This is a genomic window from Mesorhizobium erdmanii (assembly GCF_013170725.1).
Classification (GTDB): domain Bacteria; phylum Pseudomonadota; class Alphaproteobacteria; order Rhizobiales; family Rhizobiaceae; genus Mesorhizobium; species Mesorhizobium erdmanii.
The window spans coordinates 5,425,829-5,450,632 of sequence record NZ_CP033361.1; the positions used below are offsets into that span (position 1 = coordinate 5,425,829).

The following is a 24,804-nucleotide window of genomic DNA, read 5'->3' on the forward strand; positions in this document are numbered from 1 at the left end:
AGGCAAGGTATACATGAAGGAAACGCATCCTGTCAGATTTTGGATGGCAGTTTGTTTTTATATTTCGACAACAGCGGGCATGATATTAGCAACTTTTTTCCTAACATACTTATATGCGTATAAGGGAGTCTGATGTCGACGCAGGACGACGACGAGAAGGATGACAAAAGCGGGCGGCCGACCAAGGCGGTCGTCGGCTCTCATCGCGACGAAGAAGAGGTCTTCGGCAAGGCCTATGATCCGCGCATCATCAGGCGCATCTGGAGCTTCGTCAGGCCGTATCAGGGCCGGATCTTCATCTCGGTCGCGGCGGTGCTGGTGTTCACGCTGACGCAGTTGGCGATCCCGCTGGTCATCCGCTACGCTATCGACCATGGCATGGCTCCCGGCAGGCTCGACCGCTCGGTGATGGTCTCGGCGATCGTCATTTTCACCGTCATCATTCTCATCAACTATGTCGCTAGCCACGTGCAGGAGAGCGTCGTCGGCAAGGTGGCGGAAAACGTGCTGTCAGACCTGCGCCGCGCCATGTTCAGTCACCTGCAGCGCGTCTCGCTCAGCTTCATGGACAAGACGGAGGTCGGCCGGCTGATGTCGCGCCTGCAGGGCGACGTCAATTCGATGCAGGAATTCCTCGAAACCTCCGTCATGTCGGTCGGCGACATCGTGCTTCTGTTCGGCATCGTCACCGTCCTGCTTTGGCTCGATTTCCGGCTCGGATTGCTGACGCTGTCCACCATGCCGATGCTGTTCATCGTGCGGCTGTTCTGGCTGCCGCGCGCCAAGGTCGCCTTCATGGCCGCGCATGAGACCAACTCGATCGCCAACGGTGCGCTCGCCGAAGGCATCCATGGCGTGCGCACGGTGCAGAGCCTGGAGCGCCAGCACGTCAATTTCGACCTTTATGACGAGAAGGTGCTGGCCAATCTCAATGCACATCTTCGCTCGGCGAAATACGCACAGGTGATGGTGCCGATCGTCGACACGCTGACCGGCATCGCCATGGCGACGGTCATCGTCGTCGGCGGTTCGATGGTGCTGTCGCACAGCCTCGATGTCGGCGTCATGGTGGCGTTCCTGTTCTACATCCAGCGCTTCTTCGATCCGATCCGCTCGCTCACCATGCAGTATAGCGTCATGCAGCGCGCCATGGCTTCGGGCCAACGCATCTCCGAAGTGCTCGACGTGCCGGTGGATGTCAGCGACAAGGACAATGCGGTGGCGCTGTCGCGCGACACGGACGGCTCGGTCGAGTTCAGGGACGTCACCTTCGGCTACCGGCCGAACCAGCCGGTGCTGAAGAACATCTCCTTCCGCGTCAATCCGGGCGAGACGGTCGCGCTTGTCGGCCCGACCGGGTCGGGCAAGTCGAGCTCGATGGCGCTGGTGCACCGTTTCTATGATGTCTGGTCCGGCGAGGTCCTGGTCGGCGGCCACGATGTGCGCGACCTGACGCAGGATTCACTCGGAGACCAGGTCGCCATGGTGCTGCAGGAACCGTTCCTGTTTTCGGGCACGGTGCTGGAGAACATCCGCTACCACAAGACATCAGCCAGCCGCGAAGAGGTGGTGCGCGCGGCACAGGCGGTCGGCGCGCACGACTTCATCGAGCAGCTGCCCCACGGCTACGACACCGAGCTCGAGCAGCGCGGCGGCAACCTCTCGCTCGGCCAGCGCCAGCTGATCAGTTTCGCGCGCGCGCTGGTGGCCGACGCCAAGATCCTGGTGCTCGACGAGGCCACCGCCAGCATCGATTCCTACACCGAGATGCTGATCCAGAAAGCGCTGATCAAACTGCTCGAGGGCCGCACCGGGCTGGTCATCGCCCACCGGCTCGCCACCATCCGCGGCGCCGACCGCATCATCGTCCTGCAGAATGGTGAGATCGTCGAAAGCGGCAACCACGAACAGCTGATGCAGAGGAACGGCCTCTACGCCCGCCTCTACAACATGAACTACGCCTCGTTCGACGACATTTCGCAGGAAGAGATGGGACTGGACGCAGCGGTCGGCAAAGCGACGTGAGCGGTGATCCGCGCCAAGCCTGTCAGCCGTCGGTCGAGACGGAGACGGATTTCCACGCCTCGATCTCCTGCCGCAGACGTTCGATCCTGTCCGATACGAGTCTAAGTGCATCACTGCCTAGCAGAAGCTGCGGCGGCGGATCGTCGGATTCGACAAGGCTAAGAACGGCTGCCGCCAGTTTATCAGGATCGCCAAGCTGCTTGCCGCTTTTCGCCTGTCGCGTCTCGCGGATCGGGTCGAACAGCGCATCATAGTCCCCGATGGACCTCTCGGTCCGAACCATCGAGCGCCCGGCCCAATCTGTGCGGAAAGAGCCGGGGCAGAGCGCGGTGACGTGGACACCGAACGGGGCCATTTCCGAACGCATCACTTCCGATATGCCCTGGAGGGCGAACTTGCTGCCGCAGTAATAGGCAATACCGGGCATGGTGATCATGCCCCCCATAGACGTGACGTTGAGGATAAATCCGCGGCGCCTTTCACGGAACCGTGGCAGGAATGCCTTGGCAACCGCCACCGCACCGAAGACGTTCACGTCGAACTGGCGCCGCATCTCTTCGAGCGGCGATTCCTCCAGGATCCCCTCGTGACCATAACCGGCATTGTTGATCAGGACATCCACAGGTCCATGGTCTTTTTCAACCTGGTCGACGACATGGGATATCCGCTCGAATTCGGTCACATCGCACAAGACGGGCCGAACGGCCGGCAGGCGTTCTGCAAGGCTTGATCGCGAGGCCTCCGAGCGAACGGTGCCAACCACCACATGGCCCTGCTCGCTGGCAGCCGCCGCTATGGCAAGGCCGAAGCCGGAATTGGCGCCGGTAATAAAAAAGGTCTTCCGGGACATGCTTGACGCTTTCGGTTGATTGGTATTGGCTTGACAGATAATCTTCCAATCTGGATCCATCGACCGCAAAAATTATGAATTCCTTGCCAAATCCTATGAACACGGATGAAAGGCCGGCGAAGCAACGCCCGCTTGTGGAACTGGCCGGACGTCTTGCCCCGCACCAAGGATACAACCAGACGGGGCTCCCCGCCGTCCGCATCCTCAGGACAGAGGCGGTCCTTCACGACGTTCCCGTGCTTTACAAGCCGGGCGCGGTCTTCGTGTTGCAGGGACGCAAGCGAGGCATCCTCGAGGGCGAGGTCTATCTCTATGACGAGGACCACTATCTGGCGATATCAGTGCCCGTTCCGTTCCGGATGGAATCAGCGGCCAGCAAGGAACGGCCCCTGCTTGCGGTCTATGTCGAGTTCGACATGGGCTTGGCCGCTGAGATCGCCACGGAAGTGGAGGTGAGGCGCGGTGAATCAGCGACCGAGAAGGTAAGAAGTCTCGTGTCGAGCAGAATGGAACCGGATATCGAGGATGTCGTGCTGCGTCTGTTGCGGGCGCTACGCGATCCTGTCGAGACCGCAATTCTGGGTATGAGCATCCTGCGCGAGCTGCATTACCGTGTCCTCGTCGGCCCGCAAGGCGACGCGATGATTTCAGCCCTGCAGCAGCGGGGCACGGCCGGAAGGATCGTGCAAAGCCTTGCCAGGTTGCGTGAGACCTCCAGCTCGGAGATTTCTGTCGCCGACTTGGCAAGCGAAGCGGGCATGAGCACGCCCTCTTACCATGCCCATTTCAGGGCACTGACAGGTAGCAGCCCGATGCAATACGTCAAATCAATGCGGCTACACGAAGCGAGATTGATGATGGCGCGCAGCGACAGGACGATCACCGAAGTTGCACTGTCGGTCGGTTATGTCAGCCCTGCCCAGTTCAGCCGCGACTTCAAGCGGCACTTCGGTCGCACCGCTTCGGAAGAGGTGAAATGGGTCCGTCGGCACCTCGGCGAACTTACCTTGCGACCGTGACACTAGGTTAGGAATGTTTGCGAGTTCCCCTGACATGGCCGCTGACCTGCACGCCGTCCTCGGCGCGCAGGTAGAGAAATCCGGGAATGGAGATCAGCGGGATCACCGCGGTCAGCAGGAACACCTGATGAAAACGTTGCGGCGTGAGCACGTGGGTTTCCCCCGCGATCAGGCCCAGTAGCATGGCGGCGATCGAGACACCGAGCGAAACGCTGAGCTGCTGCAGCACGCCGCCAAGGCTGGTGGCGCGGCTGAGCTTGTCGGCCGGCAGGTCGGCATAGGACAGAGTGTTCGAGGTCATGAACTGCGCCGAGCGGACGATGCCGAACAGGAAGACATAGACGCCGATCATCCAATGCGGCGTATCGGGACCCATCAGAGCAAAACCCGCCACCGTGGCGGAACCTACGACGGCGCTGCCGATCAGCACGACGCTGAAGCCGAAGCGCCGCAGCAGCGGTGACAGCAGCGGCCGCATCAGCAAGGCGCCGAAACTGCCGACGAATGTCAGCGAGCCTGATGCGACCGGGCTCATGCCGAAGCCGAGCTGCAGCATCAGCGGCACGAGGAAGGGTACGCCGTTGAGGCCGACGCGGCACAGGCCGCCGGCCAGCGTGCCGACCCAGAAGGAGCGGAACCGAAACAGCGTCAGGTCGACCGCCGGTGCCGCGACGCGGCGCGCATAACGCCCGAAGGCGAGCAGCAGCAGGACGGAAGCCGCCAGCACCAGCACCGTGGCCGACACGGGAATGATCGGCCGGCCGACGTTTTCCAGCCCGAACTGCAGCAGCGCCACGCCGAACCCCACCATCAGGAAGCCGGCGAAGTCGAAGCGTTGCACCTCGTCCTCATGGAAATCGTCGACGAAGCGCAGCGCCGCCAGAATGCCGAGGCAGCCGAACGGCACGTTGACGTAGAATATCCAGCGCCACGACGCGTAGGTGGTCAGCAGGCCACCGAGCAGCGGCCCGATGACCGGCCCCATGATCGCCGGCAAGGTCATGTAGGTCATGGCGGTGATCAGGCCGCTGCGCGGAAAGCTGCGCAGCAGGATCAACCGCCCGACCGGCGTCATCATGGCGCCGCCCAGCCCCTGCAGTGCGCGCATGGCCAAAAGCATGCCGAAACTGTTGGCCATGCCGCACAGTGCCGAGCCGAGGGTGAAGGTGAACAGCGCCAGCGCGAACACCCTGCGCGCGCCGAACCTGTCGGCGAACCAACCGCTGACGGGAATGAACACGGCGAGCGTCAGAATGTAGGTGGTGATCGCAAGGTTCAGCCGGACCGGCGTGATGTCGAGGCTATGGGCGATGGCCGGGATCGCGGTGGTGATGATGGTGGAATCGAGCTGCTCCATCAGAAAGGCGATGGCGACGATGATCGGGATGATCAACCTCAGCCTCGGATCACGCTCGGTGGCAAATTGAGGCTGTTCCAATGCCGTGGCCAATTCCGTCATGCAGGTGGCTTATGCTCTGGCCAAAGTGGCGCATCCCAGTCCAAAGGCAAGATTGCCTCGCTTGTGCCAGCCAGCCGGAGCCTGATCGCACGGGGGTCTTATGGTCCGACAAATAGGCTTGGGGTAGCCATTTCCACCCTGCTGGAAGTCAACAAATCTTGACCGGCGCCAGCGCTCGGGGTGCCAAGGCTCGTCGGGATCGGCAACGCTGAGCGCCCGATCGCTACGCCATTTCGGGACGTCTTGACGCTTCGCGGATCGCCTTGTGCACGCCGCGCTGCAAATCCATGAAAGCCGGGGTTTCCATCACCTCTTCCCGGCGCGGGCGCTCGATGTCGACATTGAAGGTCTGCATGATGCGTCCCGGGCCGATCCCCATGACGACGATGCGGTCCGACAGATAGACCGCCTCCTCCACATCATGCGTGACGAACAGCACGGTCAGCCGGTGCTCCTCCCAGATCTGGGTCAGCAATTCCTGCATCTGATGCCGGGTCAAGGCGTCGAGCGCGCCGAACGGCTCGTCCATCAAGAGCATCTTGGGGCGATAGGAAAGCGCGCGCGCAATGGCGACGCGCTGCTTCATGCCGCCCGACAGTTCGGACGGATAGCGGTCGGCGCTCTGCGACAGCTTGACGAGGTCGAGATGCTCGAGCGCGATCTCGCGGCAGGCCGTGCGATCGTAGCCGGCGGCCTTGAGGGCAAACTCGATGTTCTGCCGAGCCGTCAGCCAGGGCAGCAGCGTGTAGGACTGGAAGACGACGCCGCGGTCGAGCCCGGGCTGCAGGATCGGCGCGCCATCGATGCTGAGGTCGCCGGCGTCGAAATCCTGCAGTCCGGCGACGATCGACAGCAGCGTGCTCTTGCCGCAGCCCGACGTGCCGACCAGCGAGACGAACTCATTGTCGGCAAGATCGAGATTGATGTCGCGCAGCACTTCCGTGCGCCGCTCGCCCGTGCCGAAGCTCTTGTCGAGACCGGCGATGCGCAATTTGGGAACAGTCATCGGCGGCTCCTCATTGCGAATGGCCGTCCTGCCGGAACAGAACCTTTTCCAGGGCCTTCATGACCTGATCGGTGATGAGACCGAGCACGCCGAGCAGCAGGATGTAGCCGATGATGGTGTTTGTCTGGAAATAACGCTGTGACACGGTGATGCGATAGCCCAACCCCGATGTCGCCGCGACGAGTTCGGCCAGCACCAGCCAGGTCCATGCCCAGCCGAGGCTGATGCGCAGCGTGTCCCAGATGCCGGGCAAGGCGCTGGGCACGACGATGCGCGTCAGGATCTTGCGGTCCGGCAGGCCGAGCGTGCGGCCAAGGCCGATGAAATCGGCGGGAACCCGTTTCACATTGTCCATGATCATCAGCACCTGTTGGAAGAAGGTGCCGATGAAGATGATCAGGAATTTCTGAGTATCGCCGGTGCCTGCCCACAAAATGGAAAGCGGCACGAAAGCGACGACCGGCATGTAGCGGATGAAATCCACGAGGGGCTCGATGGCCGCCTCCCAGGAGCGGAAGCTGCCGATCAGAACGCCGATCGGGATCGACAGTGCCGAGGCGATGAGGAAGCCGATGGAGATGCGGTACGCCGAGGCCGTGAGGTCCAGCCACAGCGTGCCGTCGGTGGCGAGCTTGGCGATCTGGGTCGCGACGCTGCCGGGCGACGGCAGGAAGATGGGCTTCACCCATTCCAGCCCGGTCGCCGCCCACCAGCCGAGCCCAAGCCCGACAAAGACGGCCACCGCGATCATCAGGAAATGCGACCTGGCGATGGGCACGCCGATCCCGGAGGACCGGCGGCGCCCGGCTTGCTTTGTGGGCGCTCCCGGCGCCGAGCGCGCCGGGCGGGTTTTCGCGGGGGGTTCCGCGGACATCTGCGTTACCACCGCGATCCGGCCTTGGTCATTGCGCCGCCTTGACGAAGGACGGGTCGATCATCTGCTCCGGCGTCACATCGGCCTGCAGCAGCTTGGCGTTCTTGGCCGCCGCTTCGACATCGGCGAATGTCTTGGTGGTGAAATCGCCGGTCAGCGCCGTCTTGTTTTCGGCGAGCGAGTAGTAGCGCACCCCGTCGAAAGCGGTGTTCAGGTCCTTGACGTCGGAACCGACCGCCTTGGCGATGATGGCGCGGCCACCTGATGTGTCGGCATTGTAGTCCTTGAGCGCGGCGTCCCAGCTCTTGATCATCGCTAGCACCTGGCCGGGCCGCGACTTGATCACCTCGTCGCGCACCACCAGCACGTCGCTGATCAGGCCGGGATCCTCGCCGGCGGTGAACAGCAGCTTGACGTCCTTGTTCTGCGCCATGGCAACGGTGAGATACGGCTCGTAGGTGACGGCGACCGGCACGCGGCCAGCGATCAGGGCGCCACCGGCATCTGCGGCAGGCATCGGAACCGGCTGGACATCGGCGACCGACATGCCGTTCTTGGCGAGCGCGTATTTGAGCAGGATGTCGCTCGTCGTGCCTTCCTCGAAGGCGACCTGCTTGCCCTTGAGGTCGGCGATGGAAGTGACGTCCTTGCCGGCGATGATGGCGTCGGCCGTCATCGAGACATCGAGCAGCAGCACGATCTTCACCGGCAGGCCGGCGGCAACCATGCCCATAGCCGTATGGGTGGCGATGTTGGCGGCGTCGAGCTGGCCGCTGGCCAGTGCCGCGTTGATATCCTTGTCCTCGGCGAAGTTGACGATCTGGACGTCCGACAGGCCGTTCGTCTTGAACAGCCCCTTGGCGTCGGCTACATGCCACTGGCCGTAGCCGAGCCAGGGCTCGATGCCGATCTTGAACGACCCGGCCTCGGGCGTCGTGGGAATGGCCGCATCGGCGGCATGAGCCACTGGCGCGGTGGCGAGCCCGATGGCGGCGGCCATCATGAGCGCGCGAAATTGTCCTGCTAGGTTACGCATCTCTCGTTCCCCTTGGTGATCAGACCGCTTTTACCCAGGCGTCCGGTCTGGTGAGACTGCAGGTTTCTGCTCTCGTGGCACTGTGCCCCGGCGTCTTGCCCGCCACTTCATGGTGAAGTGCGGGGATATTTCAGCGTCAGCGAGAGCGGATGTCAAGGCTAAAATACATACATGCATATACAAGTTGGCGTGACTCGATTTTCAACTTTGATCGGACGCATCCGCACCACCTCTGCCGATACAAATTCATGTCCTTTCCGGGTCGATCAGATCCAGGAATCCGCTTACCCGATCGGCTCCGCCATCGGGCTCGCTGCCGACCATCACCGCGACCGAAAAGGCGATGAGGGAGGAGACCGGCGTGTGGCTGCGCGCGCCCGCCCGCAGGTTCATCACCAGGGTCGGCGACAGGAAAAGCCCCGAGCGCAGGACAGCTCGCCAATCCGCCGGCAGCATGCCGCGCCGCTTGAGCTCGAGCAGCAAGGGACGCCACAAAGCTGTCGCCTTGACCTCCAGCAGGTCCCGACGAACCGGGCTCAAATCCCAGTCCGTGTCGACATGGAAAAGGCTTCCGTCCAGCCGCGCCTGCGCACGAAAAGCCTCCGTCACGGTGGTCGGATCGTATAGCCAGAATGGGTGGGCGAAGATGTTGTGGAATGTCGCCTTCACCTCGGCCAGCAGCGTCGGGATATGCGAGCCGGCAAAGGCAGGATCGAAGAAGGACAGTTCCGCCGTCCCCGCTTTCGCCGTGTACCAGACATTGGCGTTGTGGGCGTCGCCATGCGCGACCACGCCGCCGGCATCGGCCAACCTCTCCGGTAACAGGCGTGCTGCCGCGGCGTCGAAGAGATCACCGATGCTGTTGCGGTAGAGCTGCCCGTTGATGACGAATTTCAACCGCGAGAACCGATCCCAATCGAGTTCGGTGCCCGGAAAGACGAACCGCTTGCCGACATAGAAGTCGGCCAGCCGCCCGCCCGGCGACAAACGTGTATCGGCGTCGATCAGCCGCTCGTGGAACAGCCGGTGGATCGGCTCCGCCGACACCTCCTCGACGGTCACCGGATGCAGCGTCTCAAGATAGACCTCGAGCAGCTTGGCGGAGAGGTCGCGCTCGGCAAGAACCGCCTCGCGCCGCTTGCCGGCATCGTCCTCGACATCCAGCGCAAACAGCACATCCGAAAATCTCGGGTCGGTGCGGCGTCGGTAGACGAGGATCTGCTCGCCCGGCTCTGCCGACATATGGACGGGCTGGTCGACCGGCAGGCCGGCACGCGACAGAATTTCCGCGCGGTAGTACTCGCCGGTCATGGCCTCCTCGCGTTCCTCCTGATGGAACTTGAAGAAGTAGGGCTGACCTTCGCTGTCGAAGAAGCCGTTCAGAGAATTGAGGCTGTATTTGTCGAAATTGATGCGGACATTTGAAGGGCTCATCGCGAACAGGTCGCCCAGCAAAGCCGCCAACGCGCGCTGCGCCTCGGCGACATCATGCTGTGCGAGGGCCCTGATCCGTGCCGTGCGGCTCGGTGTCTGGGTCATCGGTCATCCCTTCCAGCCAAGCCCGCGGTCAAGGCCGAGGCGATTCTTATCAATACATGTACATACATTTGTAGCGAAACCTTCGTGACGTGCATGGCTTGCCGGCGTCAGCTGGTTCTGGAGGGGGAATAGCGGCTGCCAAGGGAATAACGGCTGCCGGCATAAGTCAGCTTGCTGATGGTGGCGACGATCGCGCCAGTCCACGTGCGGCGGTGCAGAAACAGGCAGCAGCTGCCGACGTCGATGTTCAGATGCCGCGCCGTCTCGGCGTCGGCGGGAACCGCGGAAATGATATGCTCGACCTCGGTCACCGGGGTCTTCTGCATGAGGTAGTCGTAGGTCGCGGTCTTCGAGAAATCCTGCTTGTCATAATCGGGGATCAGGCTCGGATTGACGAAGCGCTCCTCCAACTGCACCGGCAAATCGTTCTCGAAATTGACGACGACGGAGTGATAGATCTGGACACGCTTTGAGAACTCGAACGTCAACGCGAGTTCCTTGGTCGGCGTGATGGTCTCCAGCACGAGCACCTCGGAGCGATGCCGGTTGCCGCGCTCGACGATCTCGGCCGCGATGTTGTTGATCTCGATCAGCGTCGATTGCGGCCGGGGCGGCGCGATGAACGTGCCGACGCCTTGCAGGCGGATCAGGAATCCCGCCGCGGTCAGCTCCCGCAAGGCCCGGTGCACCGTCATCCGCGAGACACCAAGCGAAACCACCAGCTCGTTCTCGGACGGCAGCTTGCGATCCTTGCCCCACCGGCCCGTTCCGATGTTGGCCAGAATGTAGTCCTTCACCTTCTCGTAGAGGGGGCTCGCCGTATCGGGCAGATCGATCATTTCAAAGTCCTTTCCGGCAAACTATCGGAAATCACGCCAGCTCAACAGGTTGCCGCATGCGGATGATTGTTTTCAAGCCGTCGCTCTTTCCCGCCAACAGCCGCTCATAGGCTGCGGGAATCTCGTCGAGACCGATCTCGCGATCGATCAGGGCCAGCAGCGGGTCGCTGAGTTCGCCCAGCATGCGCACGGCGTCGGGCAGTTCGTCGGCAAAGGCGTGGCATCCCAGCAATGCGATTTCACGCTCGACCAGGAGATTGGGATCGATGTCGAGACGACCGTGGAAGATGCCGACCATCGCCACCGCGCCGCCGGAATCGAGAACGCCGAGCAACTGGGTGAATGCGGCGATGCTGCCGGTCGCCTCGACAGCCGCCAGCAAAGGGGCATTTGCCGTCGCGGCGGCAATCGCATCGCGGTCGAGGTCGACAATTGTCGCACCAGTCACCCGCGCCACGCGGGCAGCGCGCGCCTGGTTGCGGTCGGCGACAAGAACGGTGCCGGCGAAGCTTCGCGACAAAAGCAACGCGGCAAGGCCACCGATCGGCCCGCAGCCTACGACAAGCACCGAGCCTGCCGTCTTCGGCAGGCGCCGCACCGCGTGCAGCGCGACCGCCAACGGCTCAGCCATCGCCGCGACCCGTTCATCGAGCGCGGCATCGACGATATGCAGCAGGCGCGCCGGCAACACCACCTGTTCGGCAAAACCGCCGTCACAGACTTCGCCGACGAAGCCCAGCGAAGCGCAGAGATGGCGCTTGCCGGCATGGCATTGCGCGCACCTCCCGCACCAGAAACGGGAATCGGCAACCACCCTGTCGCCGACGGCGACAGTGTCGACGCCCTCGCCAAGCTCGATCACCGTGCCGGTCAGCTCATGGCCTGATGTCGAGGGCGAGCGGCTTATCCATTGGCCGGTGCGGAAATTGTGCAGGTCCGAACCGCAAATACCGGCGGCGTCGACCCTGAGTTTCACCCAGCCGGCATCCGGCGCGCCCGGCGAGGCGACGTCCTCGACACGCAGATCGCCGGGTCCGTAAAGCCGTGCCGCCTTCATCGCGATCACCTTTCCCTCAACCGGCGAGATAGCGGTCGCGGATTTCCGAGACCGCGTTTTCGTGCGAACTGAAGCCCTCGTAGCGGGCAAGCCTGCGGGCATGCTTCGCCAGCTCCGGATAGGCCGCCGAAGTGACATATCCGACCGACGAACGCTTGACGAAATCCGTCACCGAAAGCGGCCCATAGGTTCGCGCCCAGCGGCTGGTCGGCAGCACCGCATTCGGCCCGAGGACGAAGTTGGCAAGCGTCACCGGCGTGTGTGGACCCATCAGGATCTCGGCCGCCTCGGTGATGTGGCCGAGATGCGCGAACGGCTCCTTCGACAGGATTTCCAGATGTTCGGGCGCATAGTCGTTGATGAAGCGGTAGCTGTCCTCCAGCGACGTGGTCAGCACGATGCCGCCGCGCTTTCCCGTCAGCACCGCGCGCGAGAACTCAACACGCTGTTCGGTCATCCGCGACCAGTGGTCGGGAATTGCCGCGAGTGCCGCCTCGGCGACCTTGCGGCTATGCGTCACCAGATAGGCCGAGGAATCCGGCCCGTGCTCGGCCTCGATCAAGAGGTCGAGCGCGGCAAGGCCGCCGTCGACGCTGTCATCGGCAAAGATGATGGCTTCCGACGGGCCGGCGGGCAGACCAGTGTCGATGATGGAGGACAACACACTTTTGGCCGCCACCACCCAAGGGCTGCCCGGACCGACGATCTTGAGCGCCGGCTTGACGGTCTCGGTACCGTAGGCGACAGCGGCAACGGCCTGCGCGCCGCCGCATTTGTAAACAGTGTTCACCCCGGCAAGGCGCGCCGCGACCAGCGTCGCCGCATCCACCGAACCATCAGATGTCGGCGGCGTCACGATGGCGATCCGCGGCACGCCGGCAATGACGGCCGGAACCGACGTCATCATCGTCACCGACGGAAAGGCGCCCTTGCCGCGCGGCACGTACAGCGCGACGGAAGCGATCGGCGTATATCGGTCACCGGCATAGGCGCCCGGCCGGACCTCCTTCAGCCACATCGTTTCCGGCTTCTGCTCCTCATGGAAGCGCCTGATGTTGTCGATGCCGAAACCGATGCTTTCGACGACATCCTTCTCGACCTTGTCGAAGGCCGCGTCGAACTCAGCTTCCGACACCTTGAGTCCGCCTTCGGCGACATTGGCCTTGTCGAGTTCCCTGGCGAAGCGGATCAGCGCGGCATCGCCCTCGTTCTTGACTGCCTGGATGATCGGGCGGACCTTTTCGACGAAGACCGACAGATCGGACTCGGCGCGTTTCAGCAGGCCGGCCCGCTGGGTTGCGTCGAGGGATGACAGATCGTGGAAGCTGACGTCGGACATTGGGTATTCCCTTTTGTTAGAACGCGATGTGCCGGGCGGTCACACCAGCGGAAGACTTCGGTTTCGACCGCATGGGGAAGCCGTCTCAGATCGATGCCAGGAAACCGCCGTCCACCGGAATGGACTGGCCGGTAATGTAGGCCGCGGCATCCGAAGCAAGGAACACGGCGATGCCATGCAGGTCGTGGAGATCGCCGAAACGATGCTGCGGGATCTTGGCGAGCATGGACTGCTGCCAGGCCTCGTTGCTGTAGAACACATCGGTCATCGCCGTCCTGAAATAGCCCGGGGCGATGGCGTTGACCCGGATGCCCAGATCCGCCCACTCGGCGGCCAGCGCCCGGGTCATGCCGAGCAGGCCAGACTTCGACGAGCCATAGGGCACAGCGGTGGGGATGCCGACTTCCGACGTCAGCGAGCAGAGATTGATGATGGCGCCGCCCCGCCCGGCGTCGCGCATCTGCCGCGCAGCGGCCTGGGCGCAGAAGAACGCGCCCTTTAGATTGGTGTCGAGGATCCGGTCCCACAGCGCTTCATCGACGTCGAGCGAGGGCCGGACTTCTTCCATCCCGGCATTGTTGACGAGGATATCGAGACCGCCGAGCAGGCCAGCGGCCTCGGCGGTCGCCGTCCGGCAACGGCCGACATCGCTGACGTCGAGAGCGACGGCATGCGCGACACCACCGGCTGCGCGGATGGCCGTTGTCGTCTCGTCGAGGGAGGCCAGGCTGCGCGCCGTGATGGCGACGTCGGCGCCGGCGGCACTCAGCGCCTCGGCGATGCTGCGCCCGATGCCGCGGCTGGCCCCGGTGACAAGCGCTTTCCTGCCGGCAAGATCGAACAGAGAAGCATTGCGCATGTGATCCTCCTTGACAGCCTCGGCTCCGGCGTCAGGTCCGAGACTAACAGATGGCAGGTTACATATACAAGCATATACAAACCATTTCGGCTAGGCTATTTGTGACTTCGTCCGCCGCGCCAGTGCGCCTGTCGGCCAGCCGCAGAGGAGAGCCCGTCCCGTGTCGAAAGCCTCGGATATGGTCAGAACCGAAGTCGTGCGCCTGTCGCCCTACAATTCCGGGCTGACCATCGGCGAGGTCATGCTGCGATACGCTCCGGCCAGGATCGCCAAGCTGGGCTCGAATGAAAACCCGCTTGGTCCGAGCCCGACCCTGGCCACGACGATCAAGGCCGGCGCCGAGATGTTCCGGCTCTATCCGGACCCGGCCGCCCGCGCGCTGCGCCAGGCCATCGCCGCCAGGTATGAATTCGGCGAGGACCAGGTCATCCTCGGTAACGGCTCGGAGGATCTTCTTTCCGTCATCAGCCGCGCCGTGTTGCGGCCCGGCGATACCGTCGTCACGCTCTATCCATCGTTCCCGCTGCATGAGGATTATGCGACGCTGATGGGCGCGAACGTCAAACGTGTAGCCGTCAACGAAGATCTCACCATCAATGTCGATGCCTTGATCGCGGCGGTGCGCGAGCGGCCCCGCATGCTGCTGTTCTCCAATCCGATGAACCCGGTCGGCAGTTGGCTCTCCGGCGAAGATCTGTCGAGGGTTCTGGATGCGGTCGGCGACGAGACGCTGATCGTCGTCGATGAAGCCTACGCCGAATATGCCGAGGGCGACGACTATGCCTCGTCCCTGCCTCACCTCGCCACATCTGACCGGTCGTGGATCGTGCTGCGGACATTTTCCAAGGCGTTCGGACTTGCCGGATTGCGCATCGGCTTCGGCATTGTCGGCGATCCCGAACTGCGTGCGATGCTCGACAGGGTGCGCACGCCTTTCAATGTCAACGGCATGGCCCAGGCCGCGGCGCTGGCTGCACTCGCGGATGAGGAACACCTCGCTCACGTCGTCGCGCTGGCCAAGGCGGAAAGAGCGCGTGTCGAGAATTTCCTCCGGAGCAAGGGCCTCGAAGTTGCCCCTTCGCGTGGTAATTTCCTGTTCTTCAACTGCCGGCAAAACGCCAGCGCCTTCGTCGAAGGCCTGCTGCGCGAAGGCGTCATCGTCAAACCCTGGAAGCAGGAAGGCTTCGACACCTATGTGCGCGTCAGCATCGGCTCGCCATCGGAAAACGACCACTTCATGAGTTCGCTGTCGCGGCTGTTGTGATTTCCCGGAAGCCATGCTGAATTGCCTGGCGCGCATGGCCCGATGTTCGAAGGGCCGCCGTTTCGCACGGCGTTTTTCTCGGTGCGCGGTGATGCGATCCACCAGCCTGTTACCCGAAGAGCCTGACCATATGTCCGAAAGCATTCCGCCCCGCAGCCTCTATCGCGAAACGGCAGGCGGCACCGGCAACTACCCTGCACTTGCCGGCGCGCAGCGGGCAAGGGTCGCCATTGTCGGCGGCGGCTTCACCGGCCTTTCCACCGCGTTGCATCTGGCGGAAGCCGGCGACGACGTTGCCGTGCTCGAGGCCCGTCAGCCGGGCTGGGGCGCGTCGGGCAGGAATGGCGGCCAGGTCAATCCCGGCCTCAAATACGATCCCGACACGATCGAGGCGATGTTCGGCCCCGAGCTTGGGCCACGGATGATCGATTTCTCCTATGGCGCGCCGGATTTCACCTTCGGCCTGATCAGGCGCCTGTCGATCGCCTGCGAGGCGCGGCAGAACGGCACCATCCGAGCGGCGATCAGGCCGAAGCCGGAAACCGCGGTGCGGACCACCGCCGCGCAATGCGAACGGCGCGGGATGCCGGTCAAAATGCTGGACGCACAGGCGATGGCGGCGCGAACCGGAACCGACCGCTACATGTCGGGCCTGTTCGATGCCCGTGGCGGCGACCTCCATCCCTTGAAATACAGCCTTGGCCTGGCGGCGGCCGCTCAAAGCGCCGGCGCGCGGATATTCGGCGGCAGTGAAGTACTGTCGCTGAAGAGGGACGCCGGACGGTGGCTCCTCAAAACCGCGAACGGTTCCGTCAGTGCCGAGAAGGTGCTTGTCGCTACCAATGGCTATACTGGAGCCCTGTGGCCAGGCCTCGAGCAGTCGCTCGTCCCGGTGTTCAGTGCCATCGCGGCGACAGAACCATTGTCGCCGGCGGCCGCGGCCCAAATTCTCCCCGATAGGCCCGTCGTCTATGAAGCCGGCAATATCACCGTGTACTACCGCATCGATGCCCAGAACCACCTTCTCATGGGTGGCCGGGGACCGATGAAACCCATCGGGGATGCTTCCGCCATCCGCTACCTCACCGACTATGCGCTGCGGCTCTGGCCAGCACTTGCGGGAACACGCTGGACACATGGCTGGAACGGCCGCGTCGCGATCACCAAGGACCATCTTCCGCACATTCACGAACCGGAAGACGGCGTGCTGATCTGCCTTGGCTATAACGGCCGCGGCGTCGCCATGGCCTCGGCGATGGGGGCTGCCCTGGCGCAGCGGCTGCGAGGCGAAGACACGTCGCCGTTCCCGATGCCGATATCGCCGCTCAAGCCGATCCGGTTCCACCGCTTCTGGCCGCTGGGCGTGAAGGCCGCGATTCTTTCGGGACGGCTGAAGGACCGGCTCGGCCTCTGACGCGCGGAGCCTGACGGCCCGCCAGATCGCAAACCGGCATGGCGACAAGCGGTTCGCTCGTGCAGCCTTTCACATGCGAACACCCTCACGCTCGAACGCGGGCCAAGCCAGTTTTGGCAGCCATGGAACTCCCGCGCGACCGATCAGATAATAGGCACACTTGCCGATTGACAAAAATCATAACAGGCGACCAAGATCATATGACCATCAACGATCTTGGTCCCGAGGTTGCCCCTCGGCATTGGCGAAAAGGAGAGCCATATGCCCATTCAGCAGAGAGTGACCCATCGTTCCAAACAAAGTCCCGCCAGCCCCATCCTTGCCGCCGCACTGCTAAGCCTCAGCCTGATCACAATGCCCGGCCTCGCCCACGCCGACGGGATCACGCTCAAGGTTTTCGGCGGCTCTGCCCTCGACGAGCTCGCGCCGCGCCAGCCGCCGGACGAGCAGAAGAAAATCCAGCAACAGGTCATTGACGGTTTCCTGAAGGCCAACCCCGACGTGAGCGCTGTCGACTGGGATGCACAGGGACCACAGACCGATTCGATCCAACGGCTGATGACCGCCAAGCTCGCAAACCAGGAAATGGACCTGATCGCCTGCCCGGCCTTCTACACCAATGGCGCCTATGTCCGGCGCAAACTGGTGATGCCGATCACCGACAAGATCAAGCCGTTCCAGGACCGGATCGACGCCGCCGCGCTCGGCGCCTTCACCATCAGCGGCCAGGTCTATGGGGTGCCGATCTCGACGCTGTCGACATCGACGATCTTCTACAATGTCGACCTCTTCCAGAAACTCGGCATCCCCGTTCCGCCGACCTATGACGACCTCAAGGCGGCCGTGCCGAAATTCAAGACGGCGGGCGTGATCCCGCTCCTGCATCAGGGCTCGAACACCGTGATGTGGCCGATGTGGTATTTCGAAACCTTCTCGCAGGCCTCGGGCGACGCCATCGGCAAGACCCAGAAGAACCTCGAAGGCACGGCGAAGTTCACCGACGCGCCCGATGTCGAAGGCTTCAAGCTGATCAAGCAATGGGTCGACGACGGCATCCTGTCCAAGGACTCGCTTTCGGTCGACCAGGACGGCATGCGGGCAGCTTTCGCCGCCGGCAAGAGCGCCATGTACTATGGCGGCACCTGGGAAATCCCCTCGCTGCAGACCAGCGTCAAGGCGTTCAAATGGGGCGTCTTCGCCTTTCCGAAGATGGACGGAACGCCGGGCGCGCCGGGCCATGGCGGCGGCGCCGACAACGGCATGTGCGTCGCCTCGTCGATCCCGCCCGAAAAGCTCGATGCGGCGGTCAAGTTCATCGAATACCTGACCCGGCCGGAGGTGGCGACGCTCTACCTTGCCCCGGAGCAGCCGATCGCTGCCTCGATCAAGGGCGTGCCGCAGGTCGAGGATGCTTATGCCGTCGAGCTGCGCAAGCAGGCCTTCCCGAGCACGATCAAGTTCCTCGACTGGATCTGGCCATCGGAGGTCGCTACGGCCACGGCTTCGGCCATCGCCGGCATCGTCGGCGGCACGACGACGCCCGAGGATGCGGCGGCCTCGATCCAGACCACCTTCGACGACCTCAAGGCGCAGGGCAACTGGCCGCCGAAGTAAGTGCTTCCCGGCGCGCGCATCCAGCCAGGCTGAGCCGCGCGACATGACAAACAGGGGCCGCCCGTTTCGGGCAGCCTCATCAATCGGAGAGACCACATGACGCAAACGCGTGCCGAACGACAGCGCTTCTCGATCGGCTATCATCTGAACAGCTGGGACCTGACCGGCCTGCCGCTGAGGCCAGCCATCGAGTTCCTCGCCGAGCAGGGCTTCGGCTGGTTCGAGATCCTCGCCTTCACCAGCCTGTCGGACCAGTATGCCCGCAAATACATGCAGCTGGGCAACCAGGCCCCGATGGGGGTCACCACCGACACCGACATCCTGCGGCGCTACGCACTGCTCTCGGAAGGCCAGAGCGAGCATGGCATCAAGCTCTCCTCCTTCTACGTCAATGCGATCTTCACCAACCCTGTCGCCTGGGCCTACGAACGCGACGTGCTGGTGGCGCTGACGAGGATGCTGAAGGGTTTTGGCTCGCCTGTACTGGTTCTCGGCGGCGGTCCCTCGGAAGCGATTGCCGGTGCCCACACCGCCGACGATTACCGCGCCTTTTGCCGGGCCCTGGAGGATATCGGCCGGCGGACAAAGGACCTCGGCATCGAGACCGTCTATCACCCGCATCTCGACACTTTCATCGAACGCCGCGACCAGCTCGACCGCATGATGGATGAGCTCGATACCGATCTCGCCGGCCTCTGCATCGACCCGGCGCATCTTGCCCACACCAACTCCGATCCGGTCGACGCGGTCCGGACCTACATGTCGGCCGTGCGTTACATGCATTTCAAGGACACCAGGGTGGACCCTGGCTTGAAGGGCTATGACCGCTACGGTGCGTTCTGCGAACTCGGCGCCGGCGTCGTCGATCTTGCCGGCATCGTCGACGTGCTTCTGGAGGCAAATTACGACGGTCTCGCCATCATCGAGCTGGACGCGTCGAAGAAGACGGCGGAACAAAGCACGCTGGAAAGCATCGCCTATGTCAGGGACACGCTCGGACTGGTGCTGACGCCGCCAAACGCCAAGGCCGCATGACCACGCGATCGCAAAACGCCGCTGCTTCTGGCCGTTCCGACCCTTGGCGCTTTCTCGCCGGGGACGGAGCGGTGGCCTTCTTGATGATCCTGCCCGCCGCGATCCTGTTTTGCCTGTTCTACCTCTGGCCCTTCGTCAATGGCTTCTGGCTCAGCCTGCACAACTGGGACGGGTTTTCCGACCCGACCTGGGCAGGCCTTTCCAATTATCAACGCCTCTTGCACGACCGCATCTTTCTTGGCGCGCTGCGAAACAATCTGATCTTCGTCATCGCGGTTGTCGTCCTCAAGAACGTGCTCGGCCTCGGGCTGGCGCTGCTGCTCGACCGGGCGCTGGTCGGCCGCGCTTTCTTTCGTGCCGCCGCCTTCATTCCGGTGACGATGTCCTTCGTGGCCGTCGGGCTGCTCTGGTCCTGGATCTACAATCCGGTGTTCGGCCTGCTCAATGGCGGGCTCGATCTGTTCGGCCTCGGCGGGTTGAAACGGTCATGGCTTGGCGACGCCGACATCGCGCTCTATTCGATCATCGTCGTCGACGTCTGGAAATGGCTGGGCTTCCATGCCGTCATCTATCTCGCGGGACTGCAGACGATTCCTTCGGAACTCTATGAATCCGCCAAAATGGACGGCGCCGGCCCGCTGCAGCGCTTCCGGCACGTCACCCTGCCGATGATGATGCCTATCATCTTCATCAACACCATTCTCGGTCTGTCCGGCGCCTTCGTTCGTAACTTCGACATCGTCTATGTGCTGACCAAGGGCGGCCCCAACCATGCCACCGAAGTCGTGCTCACCTACATGATGAGCAAGGCCTTCCAGGACGGCGCCATGAGCTATGCCGCGGCGATAGGCTATGTGCTGTTCCTGATCGTCGGGCTGGCCAGCGTCGGCCTGCTCGCCTTGATGCGGCGGCAAAGGCTGGATGTCTGATGAGCGGAGCAGCCGAGCCTGTGCTTTCCCATGATGCCGGCGCGGCCCGCCGCCCCCGGCGCCTCGGCGCACGCGGGCTGCTCGAAGTCGCGGGCATCTACGCGGCGCTGGCTCTCGTGCTCATCGAGACACTTTATCCCCTGCTTTGGGTGCTGTTCGGTTCGCTCAAGACCAAGGAGGAGATGCTGAGCAACATCTGGGGCCCGCCGTCGAGCTTGGTGTTGCAGAACTATGCCGATGCCTGGCGCATCGCCGGCATGGGATCGCGCATCGTCAGCAGCGTGCTGGTCACCGGTTCGGCCTTGGTCATCCTTGTCGTCGTGGCAACGCCCTGCGCCTATGCGCTGGCGCGGCTGCGGTTTCCCGGACGCGGCCTGGTGCTGGCAGTGGCGGTGGCGGCCATGCTGGTGCCGCCGCAGGTGATGGCGATCCCGCTGTTCATGGTGGCGCGCGACCTTGGCCTGATCAACAACCGGCTCGGCGTCGCCTTCGTCTATGCGGCTACGTCGCTGCCGCTGTCGGTCTTCATCCTGCGCAGCTTTTTCGTCACGCTGCCGGCCGATCTCGAGGATGCCGCGCGCGTCGACGGGGCGAGCCGGCTCGAAATCCTGATCCACATCATGCTGCCGCTGGTGCGGCCGGGCGTCGCTCTGATCCTGATCTTCGGATTCATCGAGATCTGGAACGATTTCTTCCTCGCCTTCCTGCTGCTGCGCGACCCGTCGGTGCAGACCATCCCGCTCGGGCTGGTCTCCTTCTTCCAGCAATACGATTCGCTCTGGACCCTCTATTTCGCCGCGTTGACGATCACGACACTGCCGGTGATCGTCGTCTTTCTCGCCATGCAACGGCAGTTCATCGCCGGCCTGACAGCCGGCGCGGTGAAGGGTTGACATGCAGGATCGCATTATTGGCGTTGGCGTCATCGGCTGCGGCGAGATCGCCCAGCTGATGCATTTGCCGTATCTCATGGAATTGCCGGCGTTTCGCATCGCCGCCCTGTGCGACATCTCGCCTGGCACCGTCGACGCGGTCGGCGAGCAATACAGTGTCACGGCCCGCTATACGGATCATCGCGCGCTGCTCGCCGATCCTGACGTCGATGCGGTGGTGATCTGCACCTACGATCATGGCGAGATGGTCGCCGACACGATCCGCGCCGGCAAGCACCTGATCGTCGAGAAGCCGCTGGCGTTTACGCCTGAAGAGGCGCGGCCGCTGGTCGAGCAGGCGGAGCGGAGCGGCCTCGTCGCCCTGGTCGGCTACATGAAGTTCTACGATCCGGGTTACCAGACCGGACTGGAACGCATTGCCGCCATCGGCCGGCCGAAGTCGATCCATGTCCATGATTTCGCCGGCCGCTTCGACCGTTACGGCAAACTCTACACGCAGACCCGCATCGCCGACGTACCGGCCGAGATGCTTAAGGCGGGACGCGAGGCGGTCACCGGGCGCGTCGAGGCGGCACTCGGCGCCGATCATGCCGGCTATCGCGACCTCTATCTCTTGCTGCTCGGTCTCAGCAGCCATGACCTTGCGGTCATGCGCGGCGCCTTCGGCACGCCGGACCGCGTCGTCCATGCGCAGCAGACCGGTCCCAACCAGTTGCTGGCCGTGCTCGACTATGGCGGCGTTCCTTGCCTCTTCGACATGGCGCTCGCCCAGTATGAATGGTGGGACGAGTGGATCCACGTGCATGGCGAGCGCGACGAGGTGCGGATCGAATTCCAGAACCCCTATTTCCGCAATGCCTCGGCAATCGTGCGCCTGCGCGAGGCGGCGGGCGAAGCCGCCTCCGAGCGCGTCATACCGGGCATCCCCGACACCTCGTTCCGCCGCGAATGGCAGCATTTCGCCGACTGCATCCTGGCCGGAGCAAAACCGCGCACGCCGCTTTCGGGCGGGCTCGCCGATCTCGACCTTGCGGTCAGGATCATCCAGGCGATGCCGCCGAAGCGACTTTGAGGCGCAAGCCAGGACGTGAGATCAAGGTCTAGTTTTTTTGTTTGACGCAATTCCAGACGGAAAACCGTTCCACACTTTTCCTGGAATTGCTCTAGCGAAATTTCGGAAACGCGTTGCCGGCCGGCGCGTTGGCCCAGCTCTGCAAGGTCTGGCCGCCGTCGATCAGCCAATCGACGCCGGTCACGTGCCTCGCCTCGTCGGAGGCGAGGAAAGCCACGGCGGCCGCGACCTCGTCCGGCTGGCCGATGCGGCGCAACGGGATCCGGTCGGCGAAGTGCTGGACGCTGCTCTTGAAATCGCCGTCGCCGGAAGCTGGTACGCCGAGCGTCGTCTCGATCACGCCCGGACAGATGGCGTTGACGCGGATGCCGTAAGGCGCGGCATCGAGTGCGGCGACCCGCGTCAGCCCGACCACGCCATGCTTCGACGCGACATAGCCGGCGCCGCCGGCAAGCACGTCCCAACCGGCCATGGACGATCCCATATTGACGATCGAGCCACCGGCCCCGGCCTTGATCATCGCTTGAAGCGACGCCTGCAGGACGAGGAAGATGCCGCGCAGATTGATGCGGATTATGGTGTCCCAGTCCGCGACCGGCAATTCATGAACCGGGGCGACCGCACCCGAAATGCCGGCATTGTTGAACACCACATCGAGCCCGCCGAGCTTCGCGAGCGCCCCTTCGACGGCGCCTCGCACCTGGCCTTCGTCGGTGACGTCGGCTTCAATGGCGATGGCGTCCTCGCCGAGCGAGCGAGCCAATTCCCGCGCGGCCACGCCATCGCGGTCGACGATCGCCACCTTGGCACCTTCGTCGAGGAAACGCCGGACGGCGGCACCGCCAATGGCGCCGGCGCCACCGGTGACAAGGACCCTCTTCTGGTCGAACCTTTTCATCCCTCGGTCTCCGGTTTTTGATAGGCACGCCATGAATGCTCCGGCGCGAAGCCGATGGTTTCGCGCGCATGGGCCGTATCGAGCACGGAGCCGAAACCGGCGATCGGCCGCGACAGGGCGACGCCTGGATAGACCCGACGCATGAGCGCTTCGGTCTCCTCCTCCATGAAAGTGTCGGCGGCGCTGAGCAGGACGCGCAGATGGCCCTCGCCTCGCCATTCGAGCGCCCGCAGGAAACCTTGCCCGGCATCGCGCGCGTCGAGATAGGCCCATAGGTCGCGGGCACTGTCGGCGGTGGCGCGGCGCGGACCGACGCCGGCAAAGAAGGTTTGCGGGGTCTGGATCCATGGCATGCGGATGCTGACCGCCGAAAAGGCGCCGCGGCGCACCGCCGCGTCGACGATTTCCTCGCCCAGCCATTTGGACAGGCCGTACGGATCCTGCGCGCCGACTGGGTGGTTCATGTCGACCGGCAGATAGGGCGGAACGACAGTCTTCTCGAAGAACGGGTAGCCGAAGACGCTGAAGGACGAGGCATAAACGAAGCGCTTGATGCCGGCCATGGCGGCGGCCTCGACGACATTGTAGGCGGTGGCGACATTGGTCCTGAACACCTCGCCGCCGGCCCGCCCGGTCGGGCGCGGAATCGCCGCGACATGCACGACGGCATCGCAATCGCGCACCAGCTGCAGGGTCGATCCCAGATCCGCCAGGTCGGCGGTGGCGTGCGGCCATGCACCCCCTAGCGGCGCCACGGTATCGATGCCCAGCACATCATGGCCGGCGGCAAGCAAGGCCTCCGCCACATGGCGGCCTAGCAGGCCACTGGCACCGGTGACGATCGTCCTCATATCATGGCCCTCGGCACGGCAAGCTCTGCGGCTTGAATATCATTGATGGTCATACAAATCGAGCACATGGTTGCCATTCCTTGTTAAGGCCATTTCGCGCTGGACAAATAGCGCATACGCTCGTGCGAGCGGCGTACGCAAGGCTGGTGGCCAGAGCTTTGCGTCGAACGGGATTGACTTGGCATCCGCCAGGGTTTTTTGTATGAGCATCAACGATCGACCAAAGGAGTCCGCCATGGCCGTGGATGTTTTTTCCTCACATCGGCACGACGACGCGGTGCACCTTGATCCGCAACGCGCGGCCATTATCGTCATCGACATGGTGAACGAGTTCTGCAAACCGGGCGGGGCGATGGTCCTGCCCGGATACGAGACGCTGGTCGGCCCGCAACTGGCCGTCATCGTGGCGGCGCGCGCGAGCGGCGTGCCGGTGATCTGGGTTCACGACGCGCACAGGCCGGGCATGCGCCGCGAGCGCGAATGGGTCAAGCGCACACCGCATTGCGTGGAGGGCAGCTGGGGACCGGAAATCATCGAGGATCTCGGCGCCCGCGACGACGAGATCCATGTCATCAAGCGGCGCTACTCGGCCTTCTTTCAGACCGACCTCGATTTGACGCTCAAGGACATGCAGATCGACCAACTGGTCATCTTCGGCGTGGTCACCAACATCTGCGTGCGATCGACCGTCCACGACGCCTTCTTCCAGGGCTATGAAGTGGTGGTACCGAGCGACTGCTGCGCGGCGACGGGACCGCGCGAGCAGGAAAGCTCGCTCTACGATATAGCGACGCATTTCGGCGTGGTCAGCGATTCGGCTGATGTCGTCGCGGCGCTGCGCGATGGGACGTCGCTGCAACCGACCGAAGTCGCGGCTTGAACGATCCAGAGCCAGCGGCATCCGAGACAGGCAACAGGAGTCCGGTTTGACG

At 63.5% G+C, this 24,804-nt stretch carries 23 protein-coding genes; 10 read left to right on the top strand and 13 right to left on the bottom strand.

Going from position 1 to position 24,804, the window contains the following annotated elements; translation table 11 throughout:
* Positions 1 to 132 precede the first annotated feature (132 nt).
* Positions 133 to 2,025, top strand: a complete 1,893-nt coding sequence (locus EB233_RS26385) for an ABC transporter ATP-binding protein (RefSeq protein ID WP_064987880.1) — start codon at positions 133 to 135, stop codon at positions 2,023 to 2,025.
* Positions 2,026 to 2,047: 22 nt separating this feature from the next.
* On the opposite strand, the gene EB233_RS26390 is transcribed toward EB233_RS26385, so the two are convergent.
* On the bottom strand, positions 2,048 to 2,875 hold the full coding sequence (locus EB233_RS26390) for an oxidoreductase (protein WP_064987879.1): 828 nt from the start codon (positions 2,873 to 2,875) through the stop codon (positions 2,048 to 2,050).
* 74 nt (positions 2,876 to 2,949) lie between these two features.
* Here EB233_RS26390 and EB233_RS26395 point away from each other — a divergent pair, with 74 nt between their 5' ends.
* Positions 2,950 to 3,894 carry an AraC family transcriptional regulator gene (locus EB233_RS26395; protein WP_064987878.1) on the top strand — a complete coding sequence of 315 codons (945 nt, stop codon included), beginning with the start codon at positions 2,950 to 2,952 and terminating at the stop codon, positions 3,892 to 3,894.
* A gap of 7 nt (positions 3,895 to 3,901) precedes the next feature.
* Here the strand turns inward: EB233_RS26395 and EB233_RS26400 are convergent, their stop codons facing one another.
* The 9 genes from EB233_RS26400 to EB233_RS26440 form a co-directional block, all read right to left on the bottom strand.
* On the bottom strand, positions 3,902 to 5,353 hold the full coding sequence (locus tag EB233_RS26400) for a DHA2 family efflux MFS transporter permease subunit (RefSeq protein ID WP_064987877.1): 1,452 nt from the start codon (positions 5,351 to 5,353) through the stop codon (positions 3,902 to 3,904).
* Positions 5,354 to 5,576: 223 nt separating this feature from the next.
* Complete coding sequence (locus tag EB233_RS26405) at positions 5,577 to 6,359, bottom strand: ABC transporter ATP-binding protein (RefSeq protein WP_027045736.1); 783 nt, start codon at positions 6,357 to 6,359, stop codon at positions 5,577 to 5,579.
* A 10-nt stretch (positions 6,360 to 6,369) separates the two neighbouring features.
* Positions 6,370 to 7,233, bottom strand: coding sequence for an ABC transporter permease (locus tag EB233_RS26410; protein WP_064987876.1), 864 nt, complete (start codon positions 7,231 to 7,233; stop codon positions 6,370 to 6,372).
* Positions 7,234 to 7,261: 28 nt separating this feature from the next.
* Positions 7,262 to 8,269, bottom strand: coding sequence for an ABC transporter substrate-binding protein (locus EB233_RS26415; protein ID WP_064987875.1), 1,008 nt, complete (start codon positions 8,267 to 8,269; stop codon positions 7,262 to 7,264).
* 246 nt (positions 8,270 to 8,515) lie between these two features.
* Entirely contained in the window at positions 8,516 to 9,808 is a 1,293-nt protein-coding gene (locus EB233_RS26420; RefSeq protein WP_064987874.1) for a hypothetical protein, read from the bottom strand.
* A 107-nt stretch (positions 9,809 to 9,915) separates the two neighbouring features.
* Positions 9,916 to 10,647, bottom strand: coding sequence for a histidine utilization transcriptional repressor HutC (gene hutC, locus EB233_RS26425; RefSeq protein WP_064987873.1), 732 nt, complete (start codon positions 10,645 to 10,647; stop codon positions 9,916 to 9,918).
* A 31-nt stretch (positions 10,648 to 10,678) separates the two neighbouring features.
* A complete protein-coding gene (locus EB233_RS26430; RefSeq protein WP_064988746.1) occupies positions 10,679 to 11,704 on the bottom strand; it encodes a zinc-dependent alcohol dehydrogenase in 1,026 nt (341 codons plus the stop codon).
* A 16-nt stretch (positions 11,705 to 11,720) separates the two neighbouring features.
* Complete coding sequence (hisD, locus tag EB233_RS26435; protein ID WP_064987872.1) at positions 11,721 to 13,043, bottom strand: histidinol dehydrogenase; 1,323 nt, start codon at positions 13,041 to 13,043, stop codon at positions 11,721 to 11,723.
* Between the two features lie 85 nt (positions 13,044 to 13,128).
* The gene (locus EB233_RS26440; protein WP_064987871.1) at positions 13,129 to 13,902 is read right to left on the bottom strand and encodes an SDR family NAD(P)-dependent oxidoreductase; all 774 of its coding nucleotides are present in this window, start codon (positions 13,900 to 13,902) and stop codon (positions 13,129 to 13,131) included.
* 160 nt (positions 13,903 to 14,062) lie between these two features.
* Here EB233_RS26440 and EB233_RS26445 point away from each other — a divergent pair, with 160 nt between their 5' ends.
* From EB233_RS26445 to EB233_RS26475, 7 genes are all read left to right on the top strand, one after another.
* The gene (locus EB233_RS26445) at positions 14,063 to 15,166 is read left to right on the top strand and encodes a histidinol-phosphate transaminase (RefSeq protein ID WP_064987870.1); all 1,104 of its coding nucleotides are present in this window, start codon (positions 14,063 to 14,065) and stop codon (positions 15,164 to 15,166) included.
* 130 nt (positions 15,167 to 15,296) lie between these two features.
* Complete coding sequence (locus EB233_RS26450; protein ID WP_064987869.1) at positions 15,297 to 16,580, top strand: NAD(P)/FAD-dependent oxidoreductase; 1,284 nt, start codon at positions 15,297 to 15,299, stop codon at positions 16,578 to 16,580.
* A gap of 261 nt (positions 16,581 to 16,841) precedes the next feature.
* Positions 16,842 to 18,194 carry an ABC transporter substrate-binding protein gene (locus EB233_RS26455; protein ID WP_064988745.1) on the top strand — a complete coding sequence of 451 codons (1,353 nt, stop codon included), beginning with the start codon at positions 16,842 to 16,844 and terminating at the stop codon, positions 18,192 to 18,194.
* 96 nt (positions 18,195 to 18,290) lie between these two features.
* Positions 18,291 to 19,229 carry a sugar phosphate isomerase/epimerase family protein gene (locus EB233_RS26460; RefSeq protein ID WP_064987868.1) on the top strand — a complete coding sequence of 313 codons (939 nt, stop codon included), beginning with the start codon at positions 18,291 to 18,293 and terminating at the stop codon, positions 19,227 to 19,229.
* A 71-nt stretch (positions 19,230 to 19,300) separates the two neighbouring features.
* On the top strand, positions 19,301 to 20,158 hold the full coding sequence (locus EB233_RS26465) for a carbohydrate ABC transporter permease (protein ID WP_244277577.1): 858 nt from the start codon (positions 19,301 to 19,303) through the stop codon (positions 20,156 to 20,158).
* Positions 20,158 to 21,051 carry a carbohydrate ABC transporter permease gene (locus EB233_RS26470; RefSeq protein ID WP_027056006.1) on the top strand — a complete coding sequence of 298 codons (894 nt, stop codon included), beginning with the start codon at positions 20,158 to 20,160 and terminating at the stop codon, positions 21,049 to 21,051. The genes EB233_RS26465 and EB233_RS26470 overlap by 1 nt, the downstream gene beginning before the upstream one ends.
* Position 21,052: 1 nt before the next feature.
* Positions 21,053 to 22,123, top strand: coding sequence for a Gfo/Idh/MocA family protein (locus EB233_RS26475; protein WP_064987866.1), 1,071 nt, complete (start codon positions 21,053 to 21,055; stop codon positions 22,121 to 22,123).
* Positions 22,124 to 22,214: 91 nt separating this feature from the next.
* Here the strand turns inward: EB233_RS26475 and EB233_RS26480 are convergent, their stop codons facing one another.
* Genes EB233_RS26480 through EB233_RS26490 form a run of 3 tightly spaced genes read right to left on the bottom strand, consistent with a single transcriptional unit; the run spans position 22,215 to position 24,109 of the window.
* Positions 22,215 to 23,021, bottom strand: a complete 807-nt coding sequence (locus EB233_RS26480; protein WP_064987865.1) for an SDR family NAD(P)-dependent oxidoreductase — start codon at positions 23,019 to 23,021, stop codon at positions 22,215 to 22,217.
* Positions 23,018 to 23,872, bottom strand: coding sequence for an NAD-dependent epimerase/dehydratase family protein (locus EB233_RS26485; RefSeq protein ID WP_064987864.1), 855 nt, complete (start codon positions 23,870 to 23,872; stop codon positions 23,018 to 23,020). The genes EB233_RS26480 and EB233_RS26485 overlap by 4 nt, the downstream gene beginning before the upstream one ends.
* A 39-nt stretch (positions 23,873 to 23,911) precedes the next feature.
* On the bottom strand, positions 23,912 to 24,109 hold the full coding sequence (locus EB233_RS26490) for a hypothetical protein (protein WP_155765280.1): 198 nt from the start codon (positions 24,107 to 24,109) through the stop codon (positions 23,912 to 23,914).
* On the opposite strand from EB233_RS26490, the gene EB233_RS26495 reads away from it, so the two are divergent.
* Positions 24,108 to 24,752, top strand: a complete 645-nt coding sequence (locus EB233_RS26495; protein ID WP_064988744.1) for a cysteine hydrolase family protein — start codon at positions 24,108 to 24,110, stop codon at positions 24,750 to 24,752. The two genes, EB233_RS26490 and EB233_RS26495, sit on opposite strands and share 2 nt — an antisense overlap.
* Positions 24,753 to 24,804 lie beyond the last annotated feature (52 nt).